31 protein-coding genes are annotated in these 25,188 nt (G+C 30.4%); 29 read left to right on the top strand and 2 right to left on the bottom strand.

Annotation, left to right across the window (positions count from 1 at the left end; translation table 11 throughout):
* Positions 1–12 precede the first annotated feature (12 nt).
* The 5 genes from Q0910_RS21505 to Q0910_RS21485 all read left to right on the top strand — a co-directional run bounded on the left by Q0910_RS21505 (position 13) and on the right by Q0910_RS21485 (position 2,248).
* The gene (locus tag Q0910_RS21505) at positions 13–405 is read left to right on the top strand and encodes a hypothetical protein (RefSeq protein WP_299221281.1); all 393 of its coding nucleotides are present in this window, start codon (positions 13–15) and stop codon (positions 403–405) included.
* A gap of 53 nt (positions 406–458) precedes the next feature.
* Positions 459–899: a CHAP domain-containing protein gene (locus Q0910_RS21500; protein WP_299221278.1), complete on the top strand. Its 441-nt coding sequence runs from the start codon at positions 459–461 to the stop codon at positions 897–899.
* 24 nt (positions 900–923) lie between these two features.
* Entirely contained in the window at positions 924–1,610 is a 687-nt protein-coding gene (locus tag Q0910_RS21495; RefSeq protein ID WP_299221276.1) for a hypothetical protein, read from the top strand.
* Positions 1,611–1,788: 178 nt separating this feature from the next.
* The gene (locus tag Q0910_RS21490; protein WP_299221274.1) at positions 1,789–2,016 is read left to right on the top strand and encodes a hypothetical protein; all 228 of its coding nucleotides are present in this window, start codon (positions 1,789–1,791) and stop codon (positions 2,014–2,016) included.
* A 1-nt stretch (position 2,017) separates the two neighbouring features.
* Positions 2,018–2,248: a DUF4248 domain-containing protein gene (locus tag Q0910_RS21485; protein WP_299221272.1), complete on the top strand. Its 231-nt coding sequence runs from the start codon at positions 2,018–2,020 to the stop codon at positions 2,246–2,248.
* A 144-nt stretch (positions 2,249–2,392) separates the two neighbouring features.
* Here the strand turns inward: Q0910_RS21485 and Q0910_RS21480 are convergent, their stop codons facing one another.
* Positions 2,393–2,614 carry a hypothetical protein gene (locus Q0910_RS21480; RefSeq protein ID WP_299221270.1) on the bottom strand — a complete coding sequence of 74 codons (222 nt, stop codon included), beginning with the start codon at positions 2,612–2,614 and terminating at the stop codon, positions 2,393–2,395.
* A 285-nt stretch (positions 2,615–2,899) separates the two neighbouring features.
* Here Q0910_RS21480 and Q0910_RS21475 point away from each other — a divergent pair, with 285 nt between their 5' ends.
* The 5 genes from Q0910_RS21475 (at position 2,900) to Q0910_RS21455 (ending at position 8,867) form a co-directional block, all read left to right on the top strand.
* The gene (locus tag Q0910_RS21475) at positions 2,900–3,532 is read left to right on the top strand and encodes a JAB domain-containing protein (RefSeq protein WP_299221268.1); all 633 of its coding nucleotides are present in this window, start codon (positions 2,900–2,902) and stop codon (positions 3,530–3,532) included.
* A complete protein-coding gene (dcm, locus tag Q0910_RS21470) occupies positions 3,529–4,752 on the top strand; it encodes a DNA (cytosine-5-)-methyltransferase (RefSeq protein WP_299221265.1) in 1,224 nt (407 codons plus the stop codon). The genes Q0910_RS21475 and dcm overlap by 4 nt, the downstream gene beginning before the upstream one ends.
* Before the next feature lie 177 nt (positions 4,753–4,929).
* The gene (locus tag Q0910_RS21465) at positions 4,930–6,861 is read left to right on the top strand and encodes a VCBS repeat-containing protein (protein WP_299221262.1); all 1,932 of its coding nucleotides are present in this window, start codon (positions 4,930–4,932) and stop codon (positions 6,859–6,861) included.
* 126 nt (positions 6,862–6,987) lie between these two features.
* The gene (locus tag Q0910_RS21460) at positions 6,988–8,223 is read left to right on the top strand and encodes an antirestriction protein (protein ID WP_299221260.1); all 1,236 of its coding nucleotides are present in this window, start codon (positions 6,988–6,990) and stop codon (positions 8,221–8,223) included.
* Positions 8,220–8,867, top strand: a complete 648-nt coding sequence (locus Q0910_RS21455) for a hypothetical protein (RefSeq protein ID WP_299221258.1) — start codon at positions 8,220–8,222, stop codon at positions 8,865–8,867. The genes Q0910_RS21460 and Q0910_RS21455 overlap by 4 nt, the downstream gene beginning before the upstream one ends.
* Positions 8,868–8,910: 43 nt before the next feature.
* Here the strand turns inward: Q0910_RS21455 and Q0910_RS21450 are convergent, their stop codons facing one another.
* Positions 8,911–9,993 carry a hypothetical protein gene (locus Q0910_RS21450; protein ID WP_299221256.1) on the bottom strand — a complete coding sequence of 361 codons (1,083 nt, stop codon included), beginning with the start codon at positions 9,991–9,993 and terminating at the stop codon, positions 8,911–8,913.
* A 230-nt stretch (positions 9,994–10,223) separates the two neighbouring features.
* Between Q0910_RS21450 and Q0910_RS21445 the strand changes: the two genes are divergently transcribed.
* From Q0910_RS21445 to Q0910_RS21355, 19 genes are all read left to right on the top strand, one after another.
* A complete protein-coding gene (locus tag Q0910_RS21445; RefSeq protein ID WP_299221254.1) occupies positions 10,224–10,541 on the top strand; it encodes a hypothetical protein in 318 nt (105 codons plus the stop codon).
* Between the two features lie 217 nt (positions 10,542–10,758).
* Positions 10,759–11,424 (top strand): recombinase family protein, encoded by a 666-nt coding sequence (locus tag Q0910_RS21440; RefSeq protein ID WP_299221252.1) that lies wholly within the window; start codon positions 10,759–10,761, stop codon positions 11,422–11,424.
* Between the two features lie 257 nt (positions 11,425–11,681).
* Positions 11,682–11,864, top strand: coding sequence for a hypothetical protein (locus Q0910_RS21435; protein WP_299221250.1), 183 nt, complete (start codon positions 11,682–11,684; stop codon positions 11,862–11,864).
* Positions 11,864–12,439, top strand: a complete 576-nt coding sequence (locus tag Q0910_RS21430; protein WP_299221248.1) for an ABC-three component system protein — start codon at positions 11,864–11,866, stop codon at positions 12,437–12,439. Before Q0910_RS21435 ends, Q0910_RS21430 begins: the two co-directional genes overlap by 1 nt.
* A complete protein-coding gene (locus Q0910_RS21425) occupies positions 12,436–12,954 on the top strand; it encodes an ABC-three component system middle component 5 (RefSeq protein ID WP_299221246.1) in 519 nt (172 codons plus the stop codon). The genes Q0910_RS21430 and Q0910_RS21425 overlap by 4 nt, the downstream gene beginning before the upstream one ends.
* Positions 12,944–14,860: an AAA family ATPase gene (locus Q0910_RS21420; RefSeq protein WP_299221244.1), complete on the top strand. Its 1,917-nt coding sequence runs from the start codon at positions 12,944–12,946 to the stop codon at positions 14,858–14,860. The genes Q0910_RS21425 and Q0910_RS21420 overlap by 11 nt, the downstream gene beginning before the upstream one ends.
* Positions 14,857–15,075: a hypothetical protein gene (locus tag Q0910_RS21415; protein ID WP_299221242.1), complete on the top strand. Its 219-nt coding sequence runs from the start codon at positions 14,857–14,859 to the stop codon at positions 15,073–15,075. The genes Q0910_RS21420 and Q0910_RS21415 overlap by 4 nt, the downstream gene beginning before the upstream one ends.
* 272 nt (positions 15,076–15,347) lie before the next feature.
* On the top strand, positions 15,348–16,418 hold the full coding sequence (locus tag Q0910_RS21410; RefSeq protein ID WP_299221240.1) for a hypothetical protein: 1,071 nt from the start codon (positions 15,348–15,350) through the stop codon (positions 16,416–16,418).
* A gap of 51 nt (positions 16,419–16,469) precedes the next feature.
* On the top strand, positions 16,470–16,736 hold the full coding sequence (locus tag Q0910_RS21405; protein WP_299221238.1) for a hypothetical protein: 267 nt from the start codon (positions 16,470–16,472) through the stop codon (positions 16,734–16,736).
* 210 nt (positions 16,737–16,946) lie between these two features.
* On the top strand, positions 16,947–17,708 hold the full coding sequence (locus tag Q0910_RS21400) for an Abi-alpha family protein (protein WP_299221236.1): 762 nt from the start codon (positions 16,947–16,949) through the stop codon (positions 17,706–17,708).
* Positions 17,709–17,722: 14 nt separating this feature from the next.
* On the top strand, positions 17,723–18,067 hold the full coding sequence (locus tag Q0910_RS21395) for a hypothetical protein (protein WP_299221233.1): 345 nt from the start codon (positions 17,723–17,725) through the stop codon (positions 18,065–18,067).
* 14 nt (positions 18,068–18,081) lie between these two features.
* Complete coding sequence (locus Q0910_RS21390) at positions 18,082–18,540, top strand: hypothetical protein (protein WP_299221231.1); 459 nt, start codon at positions 18,082–18,084, stop codon at positions 18,538–18,540.
* A gap of 137 nt (positions 18,541–18,677) precedes the next feature.
* Complete coding sequence (locus Q0910_RS21385) at positions 18,678–21,641, top strand: type I restriction enzyme HsdR N-terminal domain-containing protein (RefSeq protein WP_299221228.1); 2,964 nt, start codon at positions 18,678–18,680, stop codon at positions 21,639–21,641.
* A gap of 73 nt (positions 21,642–21,714) precedes the next feature.
* Positions 21,715–21,897, top strand: a complete 183-nt coding sequence (locus tag Q0910_RS21380; RefSeq protein WP_299221225.1) for a hypothetical protein — start codon at positions 21,715–21,717, stop codon at positions 21,895–21,897.
* Between the two features lie 154 nt (positions 21,898–22,051).
* Positions 22,052–22,447 (top strand): Imm7 family immunity protein, encoded by a 396-nt coding sequence (locus Q0910_RS21375; protein WP_299221222.1) that lies wholly within the window; start codon positions 22,052–22,054, stop codon positions 22,445–22,447.
* Positions 22,448–22,695: 248 nt separating this feature from the next.
* Complete coding sequence (locus tag Q0910_RS21370; RefSeq protein WP_299221219.1) at positions 22,696–23,247, top strand: hypothetical protein; 552 nt, start codon at positions 22,696–22,698, stop codon at positions 23,245–23,247.
* Between the two features lie 16 nt (positions 23,248–23,263).
* On the top strand, positions 23,264–23,635 hold the full coding sequence (locus Q0910_RS21365; RefSeq protein WP_299221217.1) for a hypothetical protein: 372 nt from the start codon (positions 23,264–23,266) through the stop codon (positions 23,633–23,635).
* A 14-nt stretch (positions 23,636–23,649) separates the two neighbouring features.
* Positions 23,650–24,273, top strand: a complete 624-nt coding sequence (locus tag Q0910_RS21360; protein ID WP_299221214.1) for a hypothetical protein — start codon at positions 23,650–23,652, stop codon at positions 24,271–24,273.
* A 101-nt stretch (positions 24,274–24,374) separates the two neighbouring features.
* Positions 24,375–25,169 carry a hypothetical protein gene (locus Q0910_RS21355; RefSeq protein WP_299221211.1) on the top strand — a complete coding sequence of 265 codons (795 nt, stop codon included), beginning with the start codon at positions 24,375–24,377 and terminating at the stop codon, positions 25,167–25,169.
* Positions 25,170–25,188: the final 19 nt, after the last annotated feature.

Here is a 25,188-nt window from a genome sequence, read left to right as displayed (position 1 = left end):
AAAAGTAAAAACATGAAAAAAGTAATTCGATGGTTACAACCAATTTTTGATAAGTTCCAACCGCTTTGGAGTTATTTCAAGGTATGGCGAGAGTTATCATCATTAGCAGTTGGGCTTATTCTTTGGATCCATAGTGCGGTTTTCCTTAGATGGATCGATCCTACAGCAGGAACCTATGATGCCGGAGTATTTCAGGTATATCTGTTTGCCATTATTGGAATTTTTATCCTGCACGGAATTGTACGCATACTAATGAAACTGATCTGGCCTACCTCAGAAGATTATTTAGACCATCATTTTAGAAACGATTTTAATACCATAACACCATGGCAAAAGCTAAAATTATCCACTTTTATATTCTTTGCTTTCTTGTTTGCAGTAGCATTACTGGCCAGGGCTTTGTAAGCCGGACAGAAATTCAAAATGATGAGCGACACAAACGTGAATGTGTCAAAGAATTGTATGATTCTCAGATAGGAGTTCGCGAATTTGGTGGTGCTAATAGAGGTCCCCATGTAGAAATGTATCTGGCAAGTGTGGATTTAGGTCCATCATATGCTTGGTGCGCTGCGTTTGTTTCTTGGTGTTATCAAAATGCAGAAGTTAAGGCTCCACAAAGCGCATGGGTTCCAAGTTTCGCATTGAAGGATAAACGTATCTATCATCGGGGAAAGTTTGAAAAGCAAACGCCACAAACAGGAGATGTATTTATGGTTTGGTACCATACACTAAAGCGTCCTGCGCATATCGGATTTATAGATCAGTGGGGTTCGACATGGGTTGTCACAGTAGAAGGAAATACGAACGATAACAGATCCAGAGAAGGTGATGGTGTTTACAGAAAACGTAGACTCAAAAAACAAATATGGGTAGTTTCTGATTTCATTGGTAACAATTAGCATCAATATGTAACATTAAAGTAGATGTTAGTAAAGAGTTTACAGATATTACAAAACAAAGGATATAAAATTTATAGACAGCCATATAGACTTAATATTGTTGGGTATCGCAGTCGTTTTATACATAGTAATCGTTTTGATGATGAGATCCATGTGTTTTACACAAATGATAAAGGAAAATGGGTATATCATATGTTTAAAGCGACTACAGATCCCGGGCAATATTGGTTAGACAATCCTATGCATTCTCAAGGAACTGCTTTTCTAAAAAAAGGACAGTATGTAGATGCATATAGTTTAGGATTACATCGAGGTGTCTATCAGGCATTAGTACAAAAAGCTCCTGTTAATATCATTAGGAATTATGAACGAAAAGGGCTTTTTAAATGGTTCGAATCTGGATTTCAGGATACAGGAAGATTTGGAATCAACATCCACCGAGCCAGAAAACAAGGAACTACCAAAGTGATTGATGATTTTTCTGCAGGGTGTTTGGTATTTGCCAATGCTAATGATTTTGAACGTTTTCTAAAACTTTCTAATGAACACAGAAAACGATATGGAAATTCTTTTACAGTAACGTTAGTAGATTTTAGAGATGAAAGAAGGAGGCGATTACAATTAGCAGCTTGGGGATCAATAGCTGCTGCCGGAGGATTGCTATTACTATCAGTTCGACAAGCTCAGAACAAGAACATAATGAACTCATGAGAATATCGAAAAACACACAGAAAGCTGGTTGGATACTCATAGGGAGTATGCTTGGATTTATTGTAGCTAAAAAATACGCCAAGAAGGAAACCTATCCCTTCATATTAATTGGTGGGTTTATCGGCACCTGTCTTGGAGAAGAGTTAAATGCAGACAACAACGCACTATGAAATGGAATATGAAACTTCAAAAGGATAAAAGAAAACGATGCAGAGCTTTTATCAAAGCTTTGGAAAAAATATCATCTGAGTATGGAGTAGCGATTGATAGCTTTGGAGCTCCATATGTTTTAGAAAACCCACAAAGGATTACCTATGAAGTAGATGATGATACAGAATCTCTGGAATCCCTATGGGAAGGAAAAGAAGGGTTTAATTCTTTCACAAATAAAGATTTAGCAAAGTAGTATGGAGTCTTCACAGTTAAAAGGAACATATTTTGAAGGGGAACAACCCACCAAGCTAAAGGCTTATTATAAATATGAACTAGCAGCTTTGTATAATGTATGCACCAAAACTTTTTCTTCTTGGATTCACACTTATTTAGAGGAATTGCAAAAGTTTGGGTATAAAAAAAGCACCAAACTTCTGAGACCTGAAGTCGTGCGTTTTTTGTTTGAACGATTGGGAGAGCCTTAAAGCAAAATAATATTTAAAGGAGATATAAAGCAGGTATAAACATAATACAGGAAGCTATTTATCTTTTTTTACGATTATATCACTAAACTCTAAGCCTATTAAATATATTATTCCATAGGCTTAGAGCAAAAAAATTATAATAAACTAATAGGCTAAGCAATAACCTCCATTATGGTCGCAATATGTAGAAATAGCACTATCAGCTTGAGAATCCGAATCATACCATCCGACCCAACTACCTGGATTATTAAAACATTTACAAGAATATACACCAGCCATAGCAATTGATTCGCTACCCCCAATGTGTTTTAATTGTTCCCTAGATAATAATTCATAATTCTTTAATTCTGTAAAAACCTTCTTCATAATATTTATAAGATATTTTAGATTAATTATGGGAATTTAGCTGTTTAAATAATTAAACTTAACTTCTTTACCTCCATTTTTGTGCGATTGGGCACATTCGTACCAGATTTTTTTACTAATATAAGATTCCTCATATTATAGGAAGAAATATAATTTTCAACTTTTTTATTAAAACATTCAAAAGCGTTCTAATAAGCTACTTTTTCTTTTTTAAGTAGTATGAGAACTCAACCCGAAACTAACTCCTAGTGATTCTATATCATTACCTCCAGATATTCTAAAGTAATGATCAAGAGAAAAAATACTGTTGCTCACATCAGCAAACGAGCTAAACGAATTCGAAAGAAAGGAGAAAAATGGACAGATGCAATCAAAAGAGCATCCAAAGAATTAAAATCAAAGAAGCATGCACTTGGAGCAACTTCAAAAATTCCTTCTTATACCATTAGTGGATTAGATAATTTAACAGGATCTGCTAAAAACACTCCTATTGCAGAAGTTAAGATCACTTTTATTAGGAAAAGAAAGGTTGAAGGAAAAATTGGTTCTGCAAGGGATGTAGCTACCACGGTTTCCAAATTTTATACAAAAAACACTATTGAGGTAAGAGAACAATTCTTCGTTCTTTATTTAGATAACAGCAACAAAGTACTAGGGTATCATACACATTCTGTTGGAGGTATCAAAGGAAGTGTTGTAGATCTAAGAATTCTCTTTTCCGTTGCGCTAAAAAGTTTGGCGACAAGTATCATTATTGCTCACAATCATCCATCTGGAGCATTGAGACCCAGTACTTCAGATATCAGAATAACTACCAAGATTAAAAGAGCTGGAGAATTACTAGATATTCAACTTTTGGATCATATCATTCTTACTAAGGGTGATTTCTATTCATTTGCCGAAGAAGGGAAACTATGAAAGAGCTAGTATTGTTAGACCTGTTTTCTGGAATAGGAGGTTTTCCTAAAGGGTTAATAGAGGCCGGATTTAAATTCAAAAAACATTACTTCAGTGAAATTGACCCTTTTGCAATAGCTAATTACTTGTACAATTTTAAACATTCTACATATGCAGGACCTATCGAAAACATCAAAAAACACACCATCACAAAACCGGATATCATCACCTTCGGTTCCCCATGCCAGGATCTTTCGATGGCTGGAAAACGGGAAGGCATCAAAGGAAGCAAAAGCAGACTCTTTTTTGAAGCAATTAGAATCCTTGACCTCTATATGCCCCGTCTGTTTATCTTTGAAAATGTCAAAGGGCTTTTCTCCAGTAACGAGGGCAAAGACTTTGAAATCGTACTTAGATCATTTGCCAACCTTGGGATATATGACATCCAATGGCAATTGCTTAATACTTCCTGGTTTCTCCCCCAGAATCGAGAACGTATCTACCTTGTCGGATCACTTAGAAGCAAACCCAGGCCGCAAATATTTCCTATCGGAGAAAGCTGTCAAAAGACTGAAAATTGCGCTCGAAGAAAACTCTCGAAAGCCAACATTTCTTCAACAATACATACCAAAGTAGGTGACTCTTATGTAAAGGACAATCCTTACATCTTAACCATTAGAAGCGGTAGAAATGTAAAAGGAGGATCAAAAGTAGAATTCCGAAAAGATGGCAATATCAATTGTCTTACTGGTGTTCCTGAAGATAATTTATTTCTTAACAACTGGTTGCCACTACGAACTGAGCGTACAAAAAAAGCTAAAAGAATTAGAAAGAATCATCAGAGCAAAGGAAAAGATTATACTCCTTTTAGTGAGAAGCAATTTGTTCCAAGTACTAATGGTAAGGCAAATGCAATTCTAGCACAAGGATATCGAGACAATCTGTTAACCAATTTGGATTGTGTTAGGAAGTTTACTCCATTAGAATGTGAACGCTTACAGGGTTTTCCGGATCACTGGACAAAATATGGTGTACAAGATGGTAAACAAATAGAATTGAGTGATAGCAGACGATATCAACTGATTGGAAATGCCGTAAGTGTTCCAGTGGTTAAAACTGTGGGATTGAAACTACTTGAAAGTTTTATAGAGAAAGAAACCACTTCTAGGAGTAGTGATAGAGAAAAAAGTATTCTGAAATCAAAAGCTTTACGATTTCAACTTTTATTATCTGCATCATAATATATAAGATACGTATATATCTACTGAACTTTAGATTTTTTTTTAGCATAGGGGGTAACATTTATGTCTTGTATCACATTAATGTTATCAAAGCTTTGAAACATAACACGGTGGGAATTAGTCAAAATAACACCTTAAAATAAAAGTAGATACAACAAGAAATAGAAAATTAAAACAATGAATAAAATAAGCTCATTTTTATTTATGATGATAATATTATTATCTGTCAGTTGCTCACAAGATGATAATGTTGAAACTGAGATACAAGAACAAGATATTTATACCACAAAAGATGCTTTATTAAAAGATCTTACTAAAAGATTATCTGTCTTATTAAAGGAAGAAGAAGTAAGAGAATTTTTAAAAAATGAAGTTAATAAACAATTCGATGGTGATTATAATGTATTAGCGATAGAAGCATTACAAAAACAATTAAAGATTAAAGAAGAATCTTTATCCTTTGGAAATCATTTATTAGCTATTTCATCCCAAAACCAAATTTCTTTTGAAAATCTTATTACTTATATAGGAAATCATTATCCTTTGTTGCAAATAAAGATTCCTGATCTTGGTGAGATAAATTCAAAAGACTGGGATACTGAAAAGGAAGTACCTATTGTAGCTTTTATTTCATCAAACGGATCAGAAGATCATATTCTTGCTTATGATCAATATGGAAATGAAATAACTTTAAGCAAAACTCAACAACCAACAGAATTGGTAGTAGTATTAAATGAGAATGAAAGGGTAAAGGTTATAGCGCAATCTGAAATTGAAAATAAGATCTTTTGTTCCAAAGAATCATCTGTTCCTTATTATAAATATTCGAACACAAATTTCTTCCTAAAAGAAAAACTTTCAGAATGTATTAATTTTCCTATTAAGATTGGTTCTCATGAAAAATCTTCTGGTTGTGATCGAGATAGAAGAGCTGGAAAAGATAAAATTAAACGTGTAAAATTTAATAATAAAACAGCTTTTAATAATGCTAAAGATGGTTGGTTCGATGGTGGATTAGAGTTGAAACTTACCGTATTTTTTGGACAAGCGAATGGTGCTATTTCACAAATATCTAAAAACTTCTATACTCGAGAAAAAGATATGAAAACCACCAAATGGTTGAATTTGGATGTAGAAATTGTAAACTGGGATAAAACCATTTATGGAGATGCAATGCTATATTCTTGGGTCGAGGAAGATCCTGGAGATCCCGTTGAAATCAAATCAGGTTTTACTTCTAAGTTTGATGATAACACGACTCAAAGTTTTGAAATTAAAAAAACGGTAACAGATAAAGATGATATATTAGGAGAATCCGTTGTGGAATATTGTGACGCTACCGGAGGATATGGTCATTTATACAATACGGGAACTGTACAATTTCAAGTAAATCAAAATGAATATGACTTGGCCTACGAAGACGAATATTTAGTAGGAGATTGGGATGGTGACGGTAGAGATAATATAGCTGTGAGACGAAGTAATCAGATTATTATGGATTATAATTATGATGGAATTTCTGATTTCTCTTTTTTCTTTGGACTAGGTAACCAAGATGACTATTTAGTAGGAGATTGGGATGGTGATGGTAGAGATAATATTGCCGTGAGACGAAGTAATGGTATTAGTATGGATTATAACTTTGATGGAGTGGCAGATAAAATCTTTTATTTCGGATCTGGAGATAGTGAGGATGAATATCTATCAGGAGATTGGAACAAAGACGGTAGGGACAATATTGGTATTAGAAAAAACCAGTATATCACAATGAATTTGAATTTTGATAACCCAAACATATATCAAACCGTGTCTTATGGTAATGGCAATCAAGAAGACCAATATCTAATAGGTGATTTTAATGGAGATAATACGGAAGATATTGCTGTGAGACGAGAAAATCAAATTATTATAGATTACAATATGGACGGAACGGCAGATCAAAGTTATTTTTATGGACTTGGCAATAGTGAAGATGAATATTTAGTAGGAGATTGGAATGGTGATGGTAAAGATAATATTGCTGTTAGAAAAGGAAATACCATTTTAATGAATTACGACGTTGATACAACTCCAGATTTCACATATATTTTTGGGCTAGGTACTAACTAAATAAGATATACTAAAGTAACGTAAGTTTCTATGTTAAAAGCCAAGTGATTTTTAACATAGAAACTTACGCTAACTTATCACGAACCATCCCGAAAGTAAATACATTGATTTAAGTAGTCTTGTCTAATGAAAAAAGATACTATTTCATTAGATAATTATCACAAGATATTATCCAACAAACACATTCAACATATACCAGATATTCTACAAAAAGGGCATCAGTTCTTCCTAGAAGCCAAAGATTTTTATCACCAAGAACCAGAAATCAAAGAAACTATTGATATCTACCTGGAGCAACTGAATGCTTATCTATCTGCTCAAGAAAAGTTGATCAAGAATAATGCTTCTATTTCTTTTATCAGGACTTTTCTGGATATGCATAGAACCGTTCAATCCAAAGATGAATTGAAGAGCTTTATTTATTCACTACAAAAAGCAGTATCCAACAAAGAAATCACAAAAAATGACCCCTACTCAGCGCACATAGAACAATTACAACATAAACTCATCAAGCGTCATAATGAAATGATCTTGCAGGAACAGGTGAAAATTATAATCAATCGGAAATGGCGATCTGAGCTTAAAAACATTGTAAATCAAAACCCAAAAGAGAGTTTATCAGGTGTTGATTCCATAGCTTGTAAAGAGTCCAAAAATATCTCGATAACTCCCGCCAAAGGCAATACGTTGTTTACCTCATTTGATCAGCAACCCATCACTAGCTCTACTCCTACTTTTAGATTACCAGGAGCAATGGGAGAATTGTTAGGAGATTTAGAAAAGTTTGAGCTAGCCATTACCATTGAAGGCGATCAAGGAGGTGGCAAAACTAGATTTACCTATCAACTAGCAGATGCTTTTGCAGAGATTGGAAATAATGTTGCCATTTTCACTTTGGAGATCGGTGGTAAATCAGATTTGATTAACAGGATGAAAGATGAATATCTAAGTCCACAAAACAGAAATCGTATCTCCAGAGCGGATCAACTCCCTAATGGGTACAGCACAATTACAAGTGCCGTTGGCACTTTTGATGTGATTATTATTGATAGTTGGAATAAAACAGGATTACCTTCACAAGATTTTGATCGATTACGAAAGCAGTATCCGGATACTATTTTTATTGTCATATTCCAACGAACTACTCAGAAAACGATTAGAGGAGGAACAGCACCTTTATATGATGCAGGAATTAATATAGAAGTGATCAAAGTAGATGACAGCTTCAGAAATAATTATGCAGTCACTACCAAAAACCGATATGGTATTACTGGTATTAAGTACAACATCTCAACAAAAGAAATTATTGGAGCTGCTGAGACTAAAGAATTAGAAGAACAATCTCAAATCGCAATGGTATGACCTATTATCTCAATATTATAAAAACGATCTGGAGGCTACTGCCGATAGCGTTAATCATTCTAATAGGAATTCTGTTTTACGGATGGAAAAGAGAACGACAAAAAGTGACCGACTTTAAGGAAATCCAGCATGCACTATTCCAGGAGATAGAAAAGTGGAAAGATAAGGAAGGTAAAAGCCGCGCCAGAGCGGAAATAGCCGAAATCAATGCTAGAAATGCAAAGTTGGTCATGAATGAAGAACTCCGGCAACTACTGAAAAAAGAAGTTGGAAACCTGAGACTTAACCTAATTAGTTATTCTGCTGTAAAATCTTCGACTGAAGGAAACTTTAAAGCAAAAGGCAAGGATACAGTGTATGTGGTTAACAAATTAAAATCATTACCAGCAAAACAATTTGGCATTCATAATCCCGATCTAGACTTTGATGGTATCTATGTTCCTGAGTTGGATACCCTGATGGCCAACTATAAAATCACGCATAACTTTGATATCTATTACTATTACAAAAAACCTGGTAAGTCTCCCTGGAATCTCTTTCGTAGAAAAAGAGCAGTGGCTGAGATTAAGTTTCATAACCACGGATCACAAGCAGATAGTTTGTTTACGGTGGTTTTGGAAAGGAAGAAGGGGCTATTCAGATAAAAAAGGACAGATGGGTGCTAGGCCTTCTGCCCTTTTACAATTGTTATTTTAAGAGAGGAAGTACGGGTTGTCCTTCTAAAATTGAACCTAATTGTAATTGACCTAGCAGGATTAGGTCTTCATTCCACACCTTAGGATTAACTAGGTTTTCTAACTCATTAGGATTAAAAGGAAAGTCACAAAACTCACAATGTGTCCAACACTCTTTTGCCTTTACCCACATACAAGATGAACAAGCACTACCATATCCACCATAATAGCAATCAATATCATCATCTCCATTAAATCTGGAATCTACAAGTATTCCAGCGGTATCATTATATATTTTTTGTAATTCTGACCCTTTTGTAAACAATAAAGAAGCGAGGTGAATAATTTCATCATTAATGACTAATTCACTGCTCATAACAACAATTTTTTCTTTTAAAATTTCCTCCTGAACCTGTTCCCTATGCTCATCTCCTTCAAACATTTTTTCAAAGTTATAAGTTTCAAAAAATTGTTCGGATGAGATTCTTCTGGGAATTGAAACTGAATCGAATCCTTTTTTATTAAAATCTGGATCTATATAAACTTGTATATACTTATAGAAATCATTTAAATATTTATAAATGTCTTGTTCTACATAAAGATCTGGCGATACAGAGCAATTACTAGTACATATATTATTAGCTGCTGCATAGCAGTTACCCTTTTTAGTACAAGTGTATCCTTCGTGATCCTTGGCAACTTCATCATAATCAAATCCAAAACCTTTAGAAATTTCACTTAAAATATAATCGGCATCCTCTGGATAATATTCGTGAACTATCTTATAATTAAAACTCATGATTCCCTTTTCATTGAAATTTGAATTTCTAAGAAAAGAAACTATAAATTCCTCATTTTGGTAAAGACGCTTATGCAAATAATCATCATTTTTAATAAATTCAACTAATCCTTTATGAGTTCTGACTAAATCCTCATTACTATTCAATCTTTTCAAAAAGCCCTGACTATCGATAATAGTTGAAGTGCTTTCTGGATTGTTAAGTTCTGGTTGATCTTTCTGACAACTATAAATAACTAATAGCACCAATAATAAAATAAGCCGTGAAAAATAGAATGTTTTTTTGTGTGTAATCATTGTATTTGTTTTAAAAGTTAATTTAGTATTAGTAGATTCTATTTTAGACAAGTAAACAATCAAGTAAAAAAAAATTGAATTTTCCCTTAGTTTGACATTCTTAGTTTCATGTCTGTTTTATAAAATCAGAGAATTATTAAAAGTTTTTTTAACAAATAAAAAACTGTTCACAACTTTACTATTGGAATATTTCCAAATTTTATACTTTTGGCTAGGAAAAAATCCTAGTCATGAAAAAGGTTTTAATAGCAGAGAATATCATTTTGGATAAAGAATTATTTGATTCTTTTTACTCAGATGCGAAAAGAAAAGGTGTTTTAGTAATCTCTAACGAAAAAGGAAGAGCCGAAATGAGTACCGGCATTTTTATGCTCAATGGTATTCCTGACATGTCAAAAGATGATTATCATATCAAGAAAACTTTATTTGGATTAATCCGAAAATATGGTTGCTTCCATTTTACTCCTAAAAGATTTCAGGAAAAAATGTTATTGTATGAATATGAATCAGAAACAAAAACATGGAGTAGTTACAATCAATCTAAATGATGAAAATTAATATACTTATTAAGGGAAATTAAAGTCTTCTAAAATGGTGGTTTTAATGAAACTCGAATTTGAGAAGTCTGAAAGACGCACTCAAATCCGTAAGTTGAATTAATCCCGCCTATCCGGCGGGATCTCATAAATTCGACCTCTATGCCCGCTAAGTTCAATAAAGCGGTTCATTTTTTAAGTTTACTATTTAACACTTAAATGAACTGATATGTTATTTGGATATGCACGTATAAGTACCTCATCTCAGAAATTTGATTTACAAATCGATGCTTTATTAAAAGCGGGAGTAAAAGAAAAGAATATTTATAAAGATGTTTCGTCAGGAGCAAAAGCAAATCGAAAAAACCTTGATTTACTTTTAAGCAAGTTACGTGAAGAAGATGTGGTTATTGTTTGGAAGATGGATCGAATTGCTAGAAGTGTTTCGCATATGCTAAAGCTCGTTGATGAATTTGAACAATTGGAAGTAGGGTTTAGAAGTTTACAAGAATCATTTATTGATACAACTTCTGCTCATGGAAAATTTGTGCTTACTATTTTTAGTGCAGTTGCTGAAATGGAGCGTAATATTATTGTAGAAAGAACATTGGCTGGGCAGGAAAGTGCTAGAAGAAGAGGCGCTGTAATTGGCAGACGAAAAGGGCTAAGTAAAAAAGCTGAAGCACAAGCCATTCTAGCAGAAAACTATTACCGGGATGAAAAAAATCAGCTTTCTATTACTGAAATCATGAAACTAGTAGATATTAACTCCAAAGCGACTTTATATAAATACTTAGCGTATCGAGGTCGGAGAAATTGTAAGGTTTGCAAAGCCATGTTTTGGGATAAAGATCAAGAACCAGATAATGCATATTGTTGTAAACATTTTAAATAATCAGGGAAATAAATCCTAATTTATTGTATTTTTTAGTAATTTAGGAGCAACGTAAAAATTATAAATAATCCCCATATCCAGGTTCACTCTGGGTACGGGGTGTTTTTTTGAAAGAACCAACCACTGTGGAAAACCGTAATTAAGACATTGATAAATTATTGATATTGCAAAACCATAAAAAACTAAAATAGAATTTATAATGAGAAAATAATAACAGTTACTATTATAATTGTTGAAAGCAAACTGAAAAGCAAACTATGGAAGATAATACTACAAAAATAATTATAGCAGTTATTGCTCTTGTTACAGCAATAATTGGTGGTGCTCTGATTTCAATCAATAAATCTCGAAAACGAAATACAAAGACAAACCAAGACAATATAAAAATAAAAGGAAAAAAGAATAAAGTAATTGGCGGTGACGATAACTCTAAAGGTTAATGTTAAAAAAAACTAATCAAAATAACGCCAATATATCTGGCTCAAAGAATAAAATAATTGGTGGTGATGATAATTCGCAAACCAATAATTACATTGGCTCAAATGGAAAATTATCATCTCTATTTGAAAAGCTTAAAGGAAGTGTAGATAATAGCGAAGAAATTGAAAAAATATCAGATAACCTTAAAAGATATACTACACGTAGAGACACAATAGGTCTTGAACGAAAATTATTAAATGCAGACAAAAGTTACTTATATGAAGATTTTGCTTGGCTAAAACAAGAGTTTCACAAGAAGCTTGTTTATTACCAAAATTACGAGCCAGCTCAAGAAATATTTGCCTTTATTTTAGCAATAGTCCTTGAAAAGTACATTAACTTAATTAAACCAATGTTACGGGAAGGCATACCGGAAAGAGAAATATTAGCAACGATATCAAGTGACGTTGTAAAACCGATTTTGGATTTAATCGAATCAGAAGGATGCGATGATATAATTGGTTTATCATCAACTGAAATTCAGGGAATGTTTCATTATCTCACAGGCAATTGCCATATAAATTGGGAAGTATGATTGTATATCAAAAAGCATATGATTTATATCACACAGTTTACAGAATGATGAAACTGCTTGCTCATTTTAAACAAGACGGATTAATAGAAATAGACAGATTAAGAATTTGGGATTACTATTTGCTTTATCCAAATAAAATGAAAACCATAAGATTAAAACGTGAAGAACAAGATGTCAAAAAAATAATTAAAAACTATATCGTCAAAGAGGAAAACCCTTACGAAATGGTTATTAATGACCGAAAAATGTTTGAGAAAATTAAACCATATCAAATGACTGCTATAAAATGTCTAGCTTCATATGGAATAGTGAATAAAGATTATCTTCAAGAAAACAGAATATCAAGTATTAATAAAAACATATTTGATGATTACGTAGATGACTTTAAAGACTTAAGTGTGCAAGAAGAAAATGCAATTAAACTTTTAACAAGTCATTTTTATCAAATTTCTTTATTTGGTATTGACGGTTTAAAAAGTAGAACCGGTTTATTGGAAAGTAAATATGATGCATAATAACCTCTTTTTTAACAGAATGAAAATTTACACCAGAAATGGTAAAATCGCATATGATGAAATTTTTCATAAAGGAATTAATATTATAAGAGGTAATAATAGTAGTGGGAAATCTACTATCACACATTTTATGTTCTATGTGTTAGGTGGAGCTTTTAATGATTGGGTAAAAGAAGCAAAGAAGTGTTCGTACGTAATAGCTGAGATAGAGATAAATAAGGCACCTCTAACACTAAAGAGGGAAATCAATCTAAATAAATTCGGTAAAGGAAACAAAACAGAAGGGTTATTCATTTTTTGGGGAACTTTAGAAGAAGCCGAAAATAAAACCGAAGGTTGGCAAAAATTTAATTTTAATACAACCGATAACAAAAAAAGCTTTTCAAATGTATTATTTGAAAATCTCGACCTTCCTATAGTTAAAGGTGAAAACAATATAACATTTCATCAGATACTTAGACTACTCTATTTAGACCAAGATTCACCCACAAATTCTTTATTCTATTATGAAGAATTTGATACTACATTAACTAGAGAAACCGTAGCTGATTTATTACTTGGGGTTTATAGACAAGAATTATATGATAAGAAACAAAGAAAAGTTGAAGCTGATAAAGAACTTGACGAAACCAAAAGAGAAATTAAAGTAATAAAACGTTTTATTCAAAATCCGTATGACCTTATACCAAGTAGTTTAAATCAACGCATTACAGAGAAGGAAAAAGAAATCAATCAAATTGAAAGTGATATTATTGATTTAAAAAACCAAGAGAAAAAAGTTCGTTTCACTCAAAAAACTCAATTAGACTTTGAAAAGCTAAATACAGAAGCAATTTTACAACGTCAAAAGGTAAAAAAACTTGAACAAAAGATTAAGAATTTTTCATATGAAATTGAGGATACAGATTATTTTATCCAAGCACTGAAAAACAAACTAAAAGCTTTAAATAAATCTATTTTGACACGAGATTTATTAGGTAATTTTCCTATTCAAAATTGCCCAGAATGTTTATCTCCTATTGAACCAATTGAAAATGAAAATGTCTGCAAACTATGTAAAACTGATATTGATGATAGTTTTGGTATAACTCAAGCAAGAAAAATAGAGCAAGAAATTGATTTTCAAATTAGAGAATCAAAAAATCTTATATCCATAAAGAAAAGACAACTACTAGAATTACAAGCTGAATTAGAATCAAATAAATTAGAGTTATTTCATATTCAACAAAAAGTTAATAGTAGTATTAATGATGTAAAAACAATAAGACAAGAAAAGTTAGACCAATTATATGTAGATAAAGGTTTTATAGAAGGAGAAATAATCCAACTAAGAACACTATTTGAAAATGCAGAAATGTATCAAAGTTTAATAAAACTTCAGTCCGATTTAGAACAAGAGATTGAAGCTTTGGATTTCTCAATTAAAAAGATATCAGCCGAACAAGAGAAACTTAAATTAGACATCAAAAATAAAATTGAAAAAGAAGGTGTTTATCTATTAAATAATGACCTTAAGAGGCAAGAGGATTTCTATCAGGCAAAAGAATTCCACATTGATTTTAGAAATAATATGGCTTATATTTCTGACAAAGACGCAAAGTATTCTGCCAGTTCAAGTTTTTATCTGAAAATTTCTGCAAGATTTTCTATTTTCCTTGCTTCGCTTGGTATCGAAAGAATGCGATATCCAAGATTTATTTTCTGTGATAATATGGAAGATAAAGGAATTGAAAAAATAAGAGCTGAAAATTTTCAAAAAATACTTGTAGAAGAAGCCGAAAAGTTTGATTCAGAAAAATATCAAATGATTTATACAACATCATTCATTCCAGCGGAATTAAATATTGACAAATATACAGTTGGAGAATTCTATACGGAACAAAATGCAAGTTTAAAAAACGTATGAATACTATAGAAGAATTAAACACTGCCATAAAGGAAAAAATGGAAGAACATGGTATTAATAAAGATACACCCATTAGAGTAGATACTATTCCGTTTAATAAGGGAAGTAATCAAGTGATAGAAGGAACATATCTAGAAATACAACAAGATGATGTTTATAATCCCTACACATGTGAAGTTGAGAAAATAAAAGTAGTTGTAATAAAGTCTAAATAACCGATTATTTTACAATGACCGATAAGAATGATAATAAAAAAGGTTGTTCTACGATGACTATACTTGTCAGTATTGGTATAGTGGGATTGATTGCGCGCTTCTTTATAGACAAAGAAGATTTATTTAAAGATATATGGTTTGGACTTTTAAGTATCGTGATAATAATTATTGTGATATGGATTGTCAAAACCAATAATTTTAGGTTTTAATTAAAAAGTCTAAATAAACGATAGAATTAATTAACTATATAACTATGTTGGCAGCAATTTAAAATGAGAACACAAGGAGAAGCAATATCAACTAAAATAAAAGATTCAATTTTAGAAATTGAGCGACTAATTGGTATTTCACACGATGAAGAAGACTTTGCGAAATTGATAAAAATATTGGGAGGAGAAATTGAGAAGTTTTTAAAATCTATTGTTTACCAAGGACAATTAAACTCAAACTTTTATGACCTAATTAATGATTTATTAAATTTAGGAATTACTATAGATTCAGTCCAATTTCTTCAGAATTTCCGACTTGCTTATAATGGTTATAAACACAATCCTAGTTATTCTATCAATGTCAATTCTGCACGAAATCTATTCATCGAGCTAGATAAAGGTATCAATGAAATACAAGACAAAGGTCTTGGAAATGTTAATTTAGCATATAATCGTAAGTCCAAACATTTAGTTTGGTTCTCGGGTTGGGAAGATTATATTGGAGGAATGGTTGAATGTGATATTTTTATTCCAGATTATTCGATTGATTTCCCAATGGGAATGGAACATTTTAATTTAAGTTTTGATGGATGGGATGAAGTAATTCAAAAGTACACCTCTAGTGGAGAATTAAAGTTTGGAAAAGAATATATTTCTGAACGAGCATATAATGTTTGGAAAGCACAAAGTGACTTTATAAATGCAGGTTCATTTCAAGGTAATTTATCTGAATTTGTAAGAGATTTAGCATCACACACTGCGGAAAGGGAAAAAGATTTAATTCCTTTTCTTAAAAGAGAAAATGATGCCTACTCTGTGAAAGCAGCTATAGTGTTTTCTCTTCAAGACAGTTTGATTCAAAATCATTGGCGGGATAAAAATGACCTAAAAGATGAAATAATACTTCGTTCATCATATGATTATGGAATCAATTTGGAATCAAACTATTTGACAAACTATATTAATGAAATAGATTTCGATATTATAATACAAAATAGAGACAGACTTAAAATGACAGACGAAATACTTTGGGTAGATGAAAAAAGTTTTAATTCACCAGACAATTTAGTTTTTTCTCAAGACCTTAATATTGGTCAAAATAGTAATAATAAGATTTTAACAAGGATTAAATAAAAACTATTACCAATAATATATTTAACGTTAAAGTTCAATAAAACGATAATCATGGATACTAAAGAAATTTCTATTTATACAGCTTTAGGAATAGCTCTAATCAGCATAATATTTATTGCGATTAATAGAAGTATTAAAGGGAATGATGGTAATGTAAAAGGAATTGGTATTAGAATCATTCAATTCTCTAGTGTTACCATATTGTTTCCATTTTTATTTGTATTGTGTGTATTAGATATACTACCAGTTTCAACAGTTGCCGTTGTGGCTGGTGCAATAATTGGATACGCATTTGCAGTTAGGGACAAAAATGATTAGAAAAGTTCAAAAAAACGATAAGTGACTTTAATCCAATGGTGAAAAAATGGTTAACAGAAAACGAAAGATTTCTTAACTATAGATCACTTGAGAGAGAAATAAAGTCTCCTCGAGGAATTATTCAAAAATGGGTTAATGAATTATATTATTTAATTAAAAAAATCACAAACTAAAGTTCAATAAACCGATATAAGTTACACGCAAAATAAAATGACAAAAGAACTTAATATTAAATCTACTACAATTGAAAAAGGGCTTGAACTTATAAAGGATTTTGCTACAAAATTAGTTGGCCCCACTATTGATGAAGTTGGGCTACTTATGTCCGATAAAATAAGGTATTTTCGATTTAAAAATCAGATCAAAATATTAGTTAAAGCAGAGGAATATGTAAAAAGGGAAAACATTAAGATCAAAGAAATCCCAACTAAAATCTTAGTTCCTCTTTTAGAAAATGCTTCACTTGAAGAAGATGAAGAACTTCAAAAAAAATGGAGTTTTATGATTGGAAATCTTGCAGATTCTGATCAAAATTTACAAAATCAAATATTCCCTTATATATTAACCCAAATATCAATTAATGAATATGAAAGACTCTATGAATTTTGTGAAAAAGAAAGGGCCTATATGATTGATCATATTAAACTTTTGGATATAAGAAAAGAAAAAGGTTATGCAAATCCAGAATATAGTAATCTGAGTAAAAGAGTTAATAAAGTTCAACAAGAAGGTTTTCATGTTGAAGGACTTGAGGAGTATGAATTTTCAAATTTACAAAGATTAGGATTGTTACGACAATTACCTCCCAGAATCATAATTGATGAATTCAAAACAGAATATAATGATTATGGTGGTGAAGAATGGCATCAAATTGAGGCTGAATATGACCCTGATGATTATGGATACCGAATAACATCACTTGGAATTAAATTTGTTTCGGTGTGTGAAGAAAAAAAAGAAAATGACTATTAATTTATGAAAAAACTATGGAAAAAAATGCAGTTACTTTAGAAGATATAAAAGGTCTATGGGTTGGTTTTACTTCTGATAAAGTAACAAAATATTATCTCGACATAAAGAAAATCAACGCAACTTTTGAAGCAAAACTTTCGCTTGGATTAGTACATATACTATCAAATGAATTAATAACATCAGATTCAAATGTAAAATTTGATCTTATTAAGGATTTAGATTACATGCTAACAATTGGTGAAATCAAATTCTCAATTAATTTTGAGTCAGAAAAAAACATCTCTATAATGTCAAGAAATATCATAAAAGAACTATTTATTATTATAGACAATAACAAAATAGAGTTTTACAAAAACTAAAGTTCAATAAACCGATGAAATACGAAGTAATTATTCCTTGGATAATATCTTGCTTTGCTACTTTTTTAACTTTCTATGCTATTAAGATAAGTCAGAAAAGTTCAGAATTAGATCGTAGAAGATCAGTACTTTCAATTAATAGACAAGAATGGATTAACACCCTTCGGGATCTGATCAGCAGGTTATTAATTGATATCGAAATTTTACATGCCTTACCGAAAACATTATGGGAAGAAAAAGAACATGAGGGATATAGAAATGTACAAGAACTAATTAATAAACTAGAATTGTTATTAAACCCAGAAGAAAAGAAAACAGAAAAACTGATAAACAGTCTAGATAATTATATTAAGTCTGTCGATAATGATTCAGGGATAATAACTCAACCAGAAGAAAACTTAAGAGCCCAAATTATATCTGTTACGCAAAAAATATTAAAAGAGGAATGGGAACGAGTAAAAAAGTATCAATAAAAGTTCAATAAAACGATTAAATGATGAATTCACAAACGGATTGCAACGACTCAAATTAATAGTTATTGCACCAATACCAGGCATAAAAAATCGTTTTAAATATTATAATAGTTAAAAAAAAATTAAAGAATTAGTAAATGACTGAAGAAGAAATAAGAGGTAATTTATTATTACCTTTTTTAAATGATTTAGGTTTTGATTCTTCTGAAATTTCATTGGAAAAGTCATTTTCCATTCGACTTGGAAAGTCTAAACACATTGTAAGAGGTAGGTCTGACATTTTATGTAAAAGAAATGGTAGAAATTTGTTTGTAATTGAATTGAAAAACGATGCAATCTCTATTACTCAGGAAGATATCGATCAAGGAATTTCTTATGCAAGACTTCTTGAAAGTAACATTGCACCTTTTACAATTATTACTAATGGAAAAATTACAAAGGTTTTTGATTCCATATCAAAAGAAGAATTAACAGGAAAAAAAATCAATCAATCATCTTATTGGCAAAATGGTTGTACTTTATCTACTGATATAGACTTAAGATTGAGATATGAAGCACTTAAAAAATTTGTGTCTTTCTCGACAGAAAATTTAAACCAATTTTGTAAAAATCAAGTTTATGATAGGATGGGTACAATATTAGGTGATATTAATAGTCCTTATTCTAAATTTGTTAAAAACCTTCATATTCAAAGAAAAAATCTCCTTAAAAAATTTAATGACTTTATTGGTTCAGATGCCTCAATTTTTGGAATTGTAGGGTCAGCAGGAGTTGGTAAAACAAACGCAATTTGTTCGTTAGCCCTTCAAAGTTTAGAAGATAAATTTGTTTTCTTTTATAATGCTGCATTAATTAATAAATCTCCTTTAGAACATATTGCTCAAGACTTAAATCTTGTTTTTTCCAGCAGAAGTGAAAGTGATAATATTTTAAAGAAACTTGACGAGCTTGGTGAACTCTTAGATAAAAACATTCTAATATTTATTGATGCCATTGATGAAAGCATAGCACCAAATATTAATTTAGAACTAAGTGAAATATCACTTAGCTTAAGAAATATGAATAAAGTTAAGGTATTCATTAGTTGCAAGTCTAATATTTGGGAAAATATTTTAAAAACCAATAATACTCCTACACATTTATTTGAGGAGCTGAATAAGTTTCACGACCCAATCAATAGTTTAAATAGTAGCCCAGGATTTCTTTTAGAAGATTTTAGTAGTGAAGAATTAAAATCTATAATTCCTTTATATAAAAGCGTTTTTGGATTCAAGGGACGAATCTCAGAATCGTTAGAAAACGAATTAAGAAATGGTTTCTTTCTAAGAATATTCAGTGAGGTTTACAGCCAAAAAGAAATACCACAAATAATAGATGATAAAGAATTAATAAAAAAATATATTAATCAATCTCTTGAAAAAACAAGTATTGGTGTTCATAAAAGTCTGAGAGTTCTCTCTAAAATTGGAAAAGTATTAACTAATCACAAATACAGTTCTATAGAAACCTTTGATAAGGAAGGGGTCGAAATAGATAATTTACTAGAACAACTAGATTTTTCAATTGATGAAACTATTCCTGAAGATTTATTTAGTAGAAATATTCTTATACGGTCTAACAAGGAAGATTCATATAATGTATCATTCTACTATTCCAAGATTCGTGATTATATAATTTGCTTTCATTCATATAAATTAGACAAACTAAATAATGAAGAATTTTACGCTATACTTGAAACGTTCTACCAAAATTATATAGGTCAAAGTGCTATTACATTTTATATTGAAAATGCAAGTATTAATCATAAAGGCACATTAACAAAATTCAAAAAAGATAAAGCCTTAAGTTATGTAGAAGGGTACAACTCTTATTTAGACAATAATTTCAAGAAACTTAAAGATAAATTTGACCCTAAGACTAATGGAGACATAGGAATATTACTACCAGTAGACATCTTAAAAAAAGGTGGTTACGCTCTTTTGCCAATAGATTCTAACTCAAAAAGTAAAATTCAACTTGAAGATTTAGGAGATCCCTTTTCAAGTTCAGACTCCAATCTGTTTTTTGAGAGAGGTGTTAATACGGTTTATGGAAGTAACGAATCGCTATTAGTTGCAAATCAAAATATAGTAATTGAACAAAATATTTTTAAACAATTAAAGGAAGTGATTAGTGAAGGAAGACTCAATGCATATAATTCGGATATACTAATTAAAGAGCAAATCGCATTAATCTGTTATTATTATTCTAAGAAATTGGGTTACGAGTTGGAGCTAAAGGATGATCGTATTCCAAGATTTGAACAAATATATCCTATAGATTTAAAGGATTTAAAACAACGAATCTATAGATTTAGAGCTTATGAGTATTACAAGAGGCAAGTAATAGGTAGAATTGATAGAAGTCTTATTTCCGAAAAGGCTGAAAAGGCAATTCAAGAAAATATTGATATCCCAAAGCTAAGAATTACTGGAGATTTTCCTCCAATCGAAGAATTGTCTAAAATCGTTGAAATCTTATTAGAAAAGGGTTATATCAAATTAGAAGAACATCATTTACCTTATCCTGATAAATCAATAGTCGAAGCAGAGAGATTTTATAATGAAAATAAAGGTAATAAATTTGATATAGGATTAAAGATGCGTGGGCAATATAGCAGAGAACAGGCTAAGTTATATATCGAAACTTTTTTTAGACATTTGGAATCTTGCTATAAAGAATTTGTTGAATACCTTTTTCCCACATTTAAGAACAACTTTTCTTTTTATAATACCATGCCTCACGAGTACTTTTTATACTTCAAAGACGACGATACTTTAAAATGGGGGATGTTTGGATACCGAACATCAATGAATGGAAAAATATCTTTTAATCATGGAATACTTGATTTAAGCACACATGAAAAAGCTTTTAAAGAAGATAAGATAATTTCTTTACAAGGATTCTCTCTGGATATGATTCTTTATAATGATTATTATAATAAAATAAAAACTATAGATAAAATGAACACACCTAAAGTTGATTATGTTTGTGTTCTAAGAAATTGGGTTTATAGATTAATCAAGAATGAAGTGCAAAAAGTATTTGAAAAAAAACATTGATTTACATTATTTTGAAGACTCAATAAAAGTTCAATAAAACGATAGTTATGTATAAAATAAAATTCAAGAAATAATGGCATATTTTAATGATGATGGTAGTGAATATAATCCAGATTTATATTCCATTCCGAATTTGTGTATAATTTGTAAAAAGAAAGATGATCCAAAAGAAGAAATAGTATGTAACCTAACAAGAATGGATCAGATAGGTGAGGAAGAATTTAAATGTTTCGCTTTTGAAAAGAAATCAAATTAAAAAGTTCAAATAAACTATGAAAGAAAAGAAGAAAACCAATTGGGTAAGTTTAGCAATAGGGATTGCTGCGGGTATGATTTTATACAAACTTATTTTCGATGTCTTGTGGCATCAATTTTTCTAAGAGAGTTCAATAAAACGATGGAAAATTAAGATGATCGATATAAATGGATGGATATGTATTCGTGAATCCTTCAAAGAAGAAGGCGAAGATGAGTCGAAACTAAATTCAATCGTTAGAATAGTTGAATCAAAGATTTCGAAAGAATTGGATTTTGGAAATGAGTTTTACGAAATAAAACGTGTGAATGGTTCAATCTATCTAAACATTACAATTGCTCATAATCACCGTTCAGAACACCCTTTTGAATTCTTTAAATGGCTAGCATCTACTGCTGTGGGCTCATACGGATTGATTTATGTAATGGATGACGAAGATATTGAAAGGGGTAACGAAAATAAGTTCAAAGTATTAAGAATTCGAAAAGGGCAAATTGATGAATTGGATGATCCATTTTTATCACCTATTAATCCTGAAATTGAAGAATAAAACTATGTACAACACCAAGTATGTGGTCGTAGCAATTAAGTGATGAATACACTCCATGAATATCCCGGTTTGATTAAGACCGTAATTGCATTATTTGTAATGATAGTATTGGCAATGCAATCGGATAAGATTATCAAAATTCTAAAACTGGGAATATCAAATAAACAGTTTATGGTAATAATATTTGCTGTTTATCTTATTGTGGATTTTATATTTTTTTAATTAAAAGTTCAATAAAACGATAATTTATGAATCAATACTTTAGAGATTTTCATAATAATTGGATTGCAAAGGCAAATGCTATTTCTACAAACGAGCTGTCAGATATTTTTGATAAGTACATTACTTTATTTGTCATTTATAATAACCTATACAATCAAGTTCCAAACAAGTTAATAATTTCAGGAATTCCAGTTCCGAATAAAATATTTGACAATAAAGCAGCTACGGAATTAGTGGTTAAATTTCTAACACCGGAAGATTTGCTTCTTGAATTTTCAAATAACAACTTAGATAATGATATTGAATCTATCATCAATTTGATAGATCAAGAAACATTTCATATTAAGATTAATTATGGAGGGTATAATAGAAACGAGGATCTAAAAATTCTAAATGAACTTAAATCTGAAAATAAAGGCAAAAAGGCAACTGGAATTTTAAAGGTTATTTATTATGTACGATGTAATATTTTTCATGGTAACAAAGACTTTGTTGAATATCAAAGAATATTAATGGAACCTCTAATTAAAATTCTTTCTGTAACGAACGATTTCCTTTTTAGAAAATTAACCGAATAAAAAGTCTAAATAAACGATGAAAATTAATGCTGCCTCATATTTTTACGAATTGATTCAGGAGTTTCCCATTCTTGAAAAAGATATTAATTCAGAAGATCCTGATATGATCCATACAAGAATGGAATATTTTTCAGATTATACCAATAGTCAAATAGGAAGCAACAATAATGAGGAATTAAAGAGATGCTTTAGTTTCCAAGAAAGTAGAGTTGAGCATATAGATGATAAATTATTAAATGCTTTAAAGGTATCATACTGTGAATCTCTTTTGCTAGGAAAGTATTCGAGCCAAATGGAAAGAGTTATGGGGTTTATGGAGCCTAAATTTAGGGAATTGTATCTTCAGTACGAGATTTATTATCGTAACATATTTAATAAGAATAATTAAAGTTCAATAAATTGATGAAAAAATCTAGTAAGGTATTTCAGGGTAATCCCGATTTTAACAAATCTGCTTTTTTGAATTGGCGTGTAGATAAAAATGACCCTATTGGGAATTTGATTTCGATAGGGCAAGGATTCATAAAATCTAGTAAATTCACATTAGAACTTTGTATAAAAGATAACCACGAGAAAATTGGTGATGAATTAATATTTCCAATTTTAACGAACTTAAACCACGGTATTGAGCTATATTTTAAAGCGCTTATATGGACTTTAAATCTTATTCAATCAAATGAAGAGAAATTCCCGAAAACACATAATCTATATCATTTAATGAATAAATCCTTAGAAAGTATAGAAGCTGTTGATGGAAAAGAAGCCCTTGAAAACTTTACCAGTACTTCCGCTTCTTTGTTAGACTACATTAATGAAATTAATGAAACAATTAAAACAAATAGCAAGTCCAATAATAATGATTTTTCCAGATATCCGTTTAGCATAAAATTTGAGAATCATTTTTATTTAAACACTTATGAAAATGTTGAAATAGACATGATCAATTTATTAGAAATAATTAGTAACATCGAAGCTATACTAGACGATAGAGTTAATTATTTTTATTACCATAGATTGTTAGAATAATCAAATAAAAGTTCAATAAAACGATAATAAATAAAATAACTAATAGATTATATGAAATATAAAGGACATATATCTTTTTTTGCATTTTTAGGTAAAATATAATGAAAAGCAGATTCAAAAAAATTAAGAAAAAAATTAGAAAAAAAATTTCTGCAAAAGCATTAAGTTATATTGCTATTGCAATCTCGATTTCATCAGTTTATTTTCAATTTTTCCATATTAATCATGAAATAAAATATGCTTCACTTTATCCAATATTAAATGAAGAAAAAAGGACTTTAACTTTTCCGATTTTATTAAAAAATAGCGGAAACCAAGTGGAAACAATACTTGATTTTCAACTATCATTAGAAGCTAAAAATAATAACGAAAGTTTTTACAAAAGAATTAGTGAATTAAATGAAAAAGAGTTCTTTTCTATCTTAGAACCTGGAGATTCAAAACGTATTGACTTAATAGGGAATTATAATACATATTTATTTGGGACAATAATAGCAGGCAAAAATGATTTTGATTACAAACCAATATCTGAATTTGAAAATTTACATATATTATTAAAAACAACTTATTTAACAAAAGAAGGAGTTGTTGCGACTGAAGAAAGAATTGTTGGAAAGTTGACATTTAATGCCAATGAAACTATAAAACGAATTGACTGTCCGCCAACTGAATTAAAGAGTTTAGATTTAGGGAAAGATGATTTTGAAATTACTCAATACAGTTTAATTCCAGATAATAAAGAATATAACAATCTTTCAATTGATTTTAGAGACTCTTTGTCGATTAAAAAAAATCTTGGAAAATTGTTATTTCTAGAAAAAACTCTTAAATCAGATAGTATTGAAAATAAAGAAACATTATTGATATTAAAGAAAATTTTAAAACCTTATAGATAAATAATACTTTGCCCAATGG

The organism is uncultured Aquimarina sp., assembly GCF_947495315.1.
Classification (GTDB): Bacteria; Bacteroidota; Bacteroidia; order Flavobacteriales; family Flavobacteriaceae; genus Aquimarina.
The sequence above is the reverse complement of the archived record's forward strand: the minus strand, read 5'-3'. Positions and strand labels throughout refer to the sequence as shown.

Bases quoted from the DNA above. Each gene is read 5' to 3' on its own strand.
- Q0910_RS21505 (WP_299221281.1), top strand. From the start codon at position 13: ATGAAAAAAGTAATTCGATGGTTACAACCAATTTTTGATAAGTTCCAA.
- Q0910_RS21495 (WP_299221276.1), top strand. From the start codon at position 924: ATGTTAGTAAAGAGTTTACAGATATTACAAAACAAAGGATATAAAATT.
- Q0910_RS21490 (WP_299221274.1), top strand. From the start codon at position 1,789: ATGAAACTTCAAAAGGATAAAAGAAAACGATGCAGAGCTTTTATCAAA.
- Q0910_RS21485 (WP_299221272.1), top strand. From the start codon at position 2,018: ATGGAGTCTTCACAGTTAAAAGGAACATATTTTGAAGGGGAACAACCC.
- Q0910_RS21480 (WP_299221270.1), bottom strand. From the start codon at position 2,614: ATGAAGAAGGTTTTTACAGAATTAAAGAATTATGAATTATTATCTAGG.
- Q0910_RS21475 (WP_299221268.1), top strand. From the start codon at position 2,900: ATGATCAAGAGAAAAAATACTGTTGCTCACATCAGCAAACGAGCTAAA.
- dcm (WP_299221265.1), top strand. From the start codon at position 3,529: ATGAAAGAGCTAGTATTGTTAGACCTGTTTTCTGGAATAGGAGGTTTT.
- Q0910_RS21465 (WP_299221262.1), top strand. From the start codon at position 4,930: ATGAATAAAATAAGCTCATTTTTATTTATGATGATAATATTATTATCT.
- Q0910_RS21460 (WP_299221260.1), top strand. From the start codon at position 6,988: ATGAAAAAAGATACTATTTCATTAGATAATTATCACAAGATATTATCC.
- Q0910_RS21455 (WP_299221258.1), top strand. From the start codon at position 8,220: ATGACCTATTATCTCAATATTATAAAAACGATCTGGAGGCTACTGCCG.
- Q0910_RS21450 (WP_299221256.1), bottom strand. From the start codon at position 9,993: ATGATTACACACAAAAAAACATTCTATTTTTCACGGCTTATTTTATTA.
- Q0910_RS21445 (WP_299221254.1), top strand. From the start codon at position 10,224: ATGAAAAAGGTTTTAATAGCAGAGAATATCATTTTGGATAAAGAATTA.
- Q0910_RS21440 (WP_299221252.1), top strand. From the start codon at position 10,759: ATGTTATTTGGATATGCACGTATAAGTACCTCATCTCAGAAATTTGAT.
- Q0910_RS21435 (WP_299221250.1), top strand. From the start codon at position 11,682: ATGGAAGATAATACTACAAAAATAATTATAGCAGTTATTGCTCTTGTT.
- Q0910_RS21430 (WP_299221248.1), top strand. From the start codon at position 11,864: ATGTTAAAAAAAACTAATCAAAATAACGCCAATATATCTGGCTCAAAG.
- Q0910_RS21425 (WP_299221246.1), top strand. From the start codon at position 12,436: ATGATTGTATATCAAAAAGCATATGATTTATATCACACAGTTTACAGA.
- Q0910_RS21420 (WP_299221244.1), top strand. From the start codon at position 12,944: ATGATGCATAATAACCTCTTTTTTAACAGAATGAAAATTTACACCAGA.
- Q0910_RS21415 (WP_299221242.1), top strand. From the start codon at position 14,857: ATGAATACTATAGAAGAATTAAACACTGCCATAAAGGAAAAAATGGAA.
- Q0910_RS21410 (WP_299221240.1), top strand. From the start codon at position 15,348: ATGAGAACACAAGGAGAAGCAATATCAACTAAAATAAAAGATTCAATT.
- Q0910_RS21405 (WP_299221238.1), top strand. From the start codon at position 16,470: ATGGATACTAAAGAAATTTCTATTTATACAGCTTTAGGAATAGCTCTA.
- Q0910_RS21400 (WP_299221236.1), top strand. From the start codon at position 16,947: ATGACAAAAGAACTTAATATTAAATCTACTACAATTGAAAAAGGGCTT.
- Q0910_RS21395 (WP_299221233.1), top strand. From the start codon at position 17,723: ATGGAAAAAAATGCAGTTACTTTAGAAGATATAAAAGGTCTATGGGTT.
- Q0910_RS21390 (WP_299221231.1), top strand. From the start codon at position 18,082: ATGAAATACGAAGTAATTATTCCTTGGATAATATCTTGCTTTGCTACT.
- Q0910_RS21385 (WP_299221228.1), top strand. From the start codon at position 18,678: ATGACTGAAGAAGAAATAAGAGGTAATTTATTATTACCTTTTTTAAAT.
- Q0910_RS21380 (WP_299221225.1), top strand. From the start codon at position 21,715: ATGGCATATTTTAATGATGATGGTAGTGAATATAATCCAGATTTATAT.
- Q0910_RS21375 (WP_299221222.1), top strand. From the start codon at position 22,052: ATGATCGATATAAATGGATGGATATGTATTCGTGAATCCTTCAAAGAA.
- Q0910_RS21370 (WP_299221219.1), top strand. From the start codon at position 22,696: ATGAATCAATACTTTAGAGATTTTCATAATAATTGGATTGCAAAGGCA.
- Q0910_RS21365 (WP_299221217.1), top strand. From the start codon at position 23,264: ATGAAAATTAATGCTGCCTCATATTTTTACGAATTGATTCAGGAGTTT.
- Q0910_RS21360 (WP_299221214.1), top strand. From the start codon at position 23,650: ATGAAAAAATCTAGTAAGGTATTTCAGGGTAATCCCGATTTTAACAAA.
- Q0910_RS21355 (WP_299221211.1), top strand. From the start codon at position 24,375: ATGAAAAGCAGATTCAAAAAAATTAAGAAAAAAATTAGAAAAAAAATT.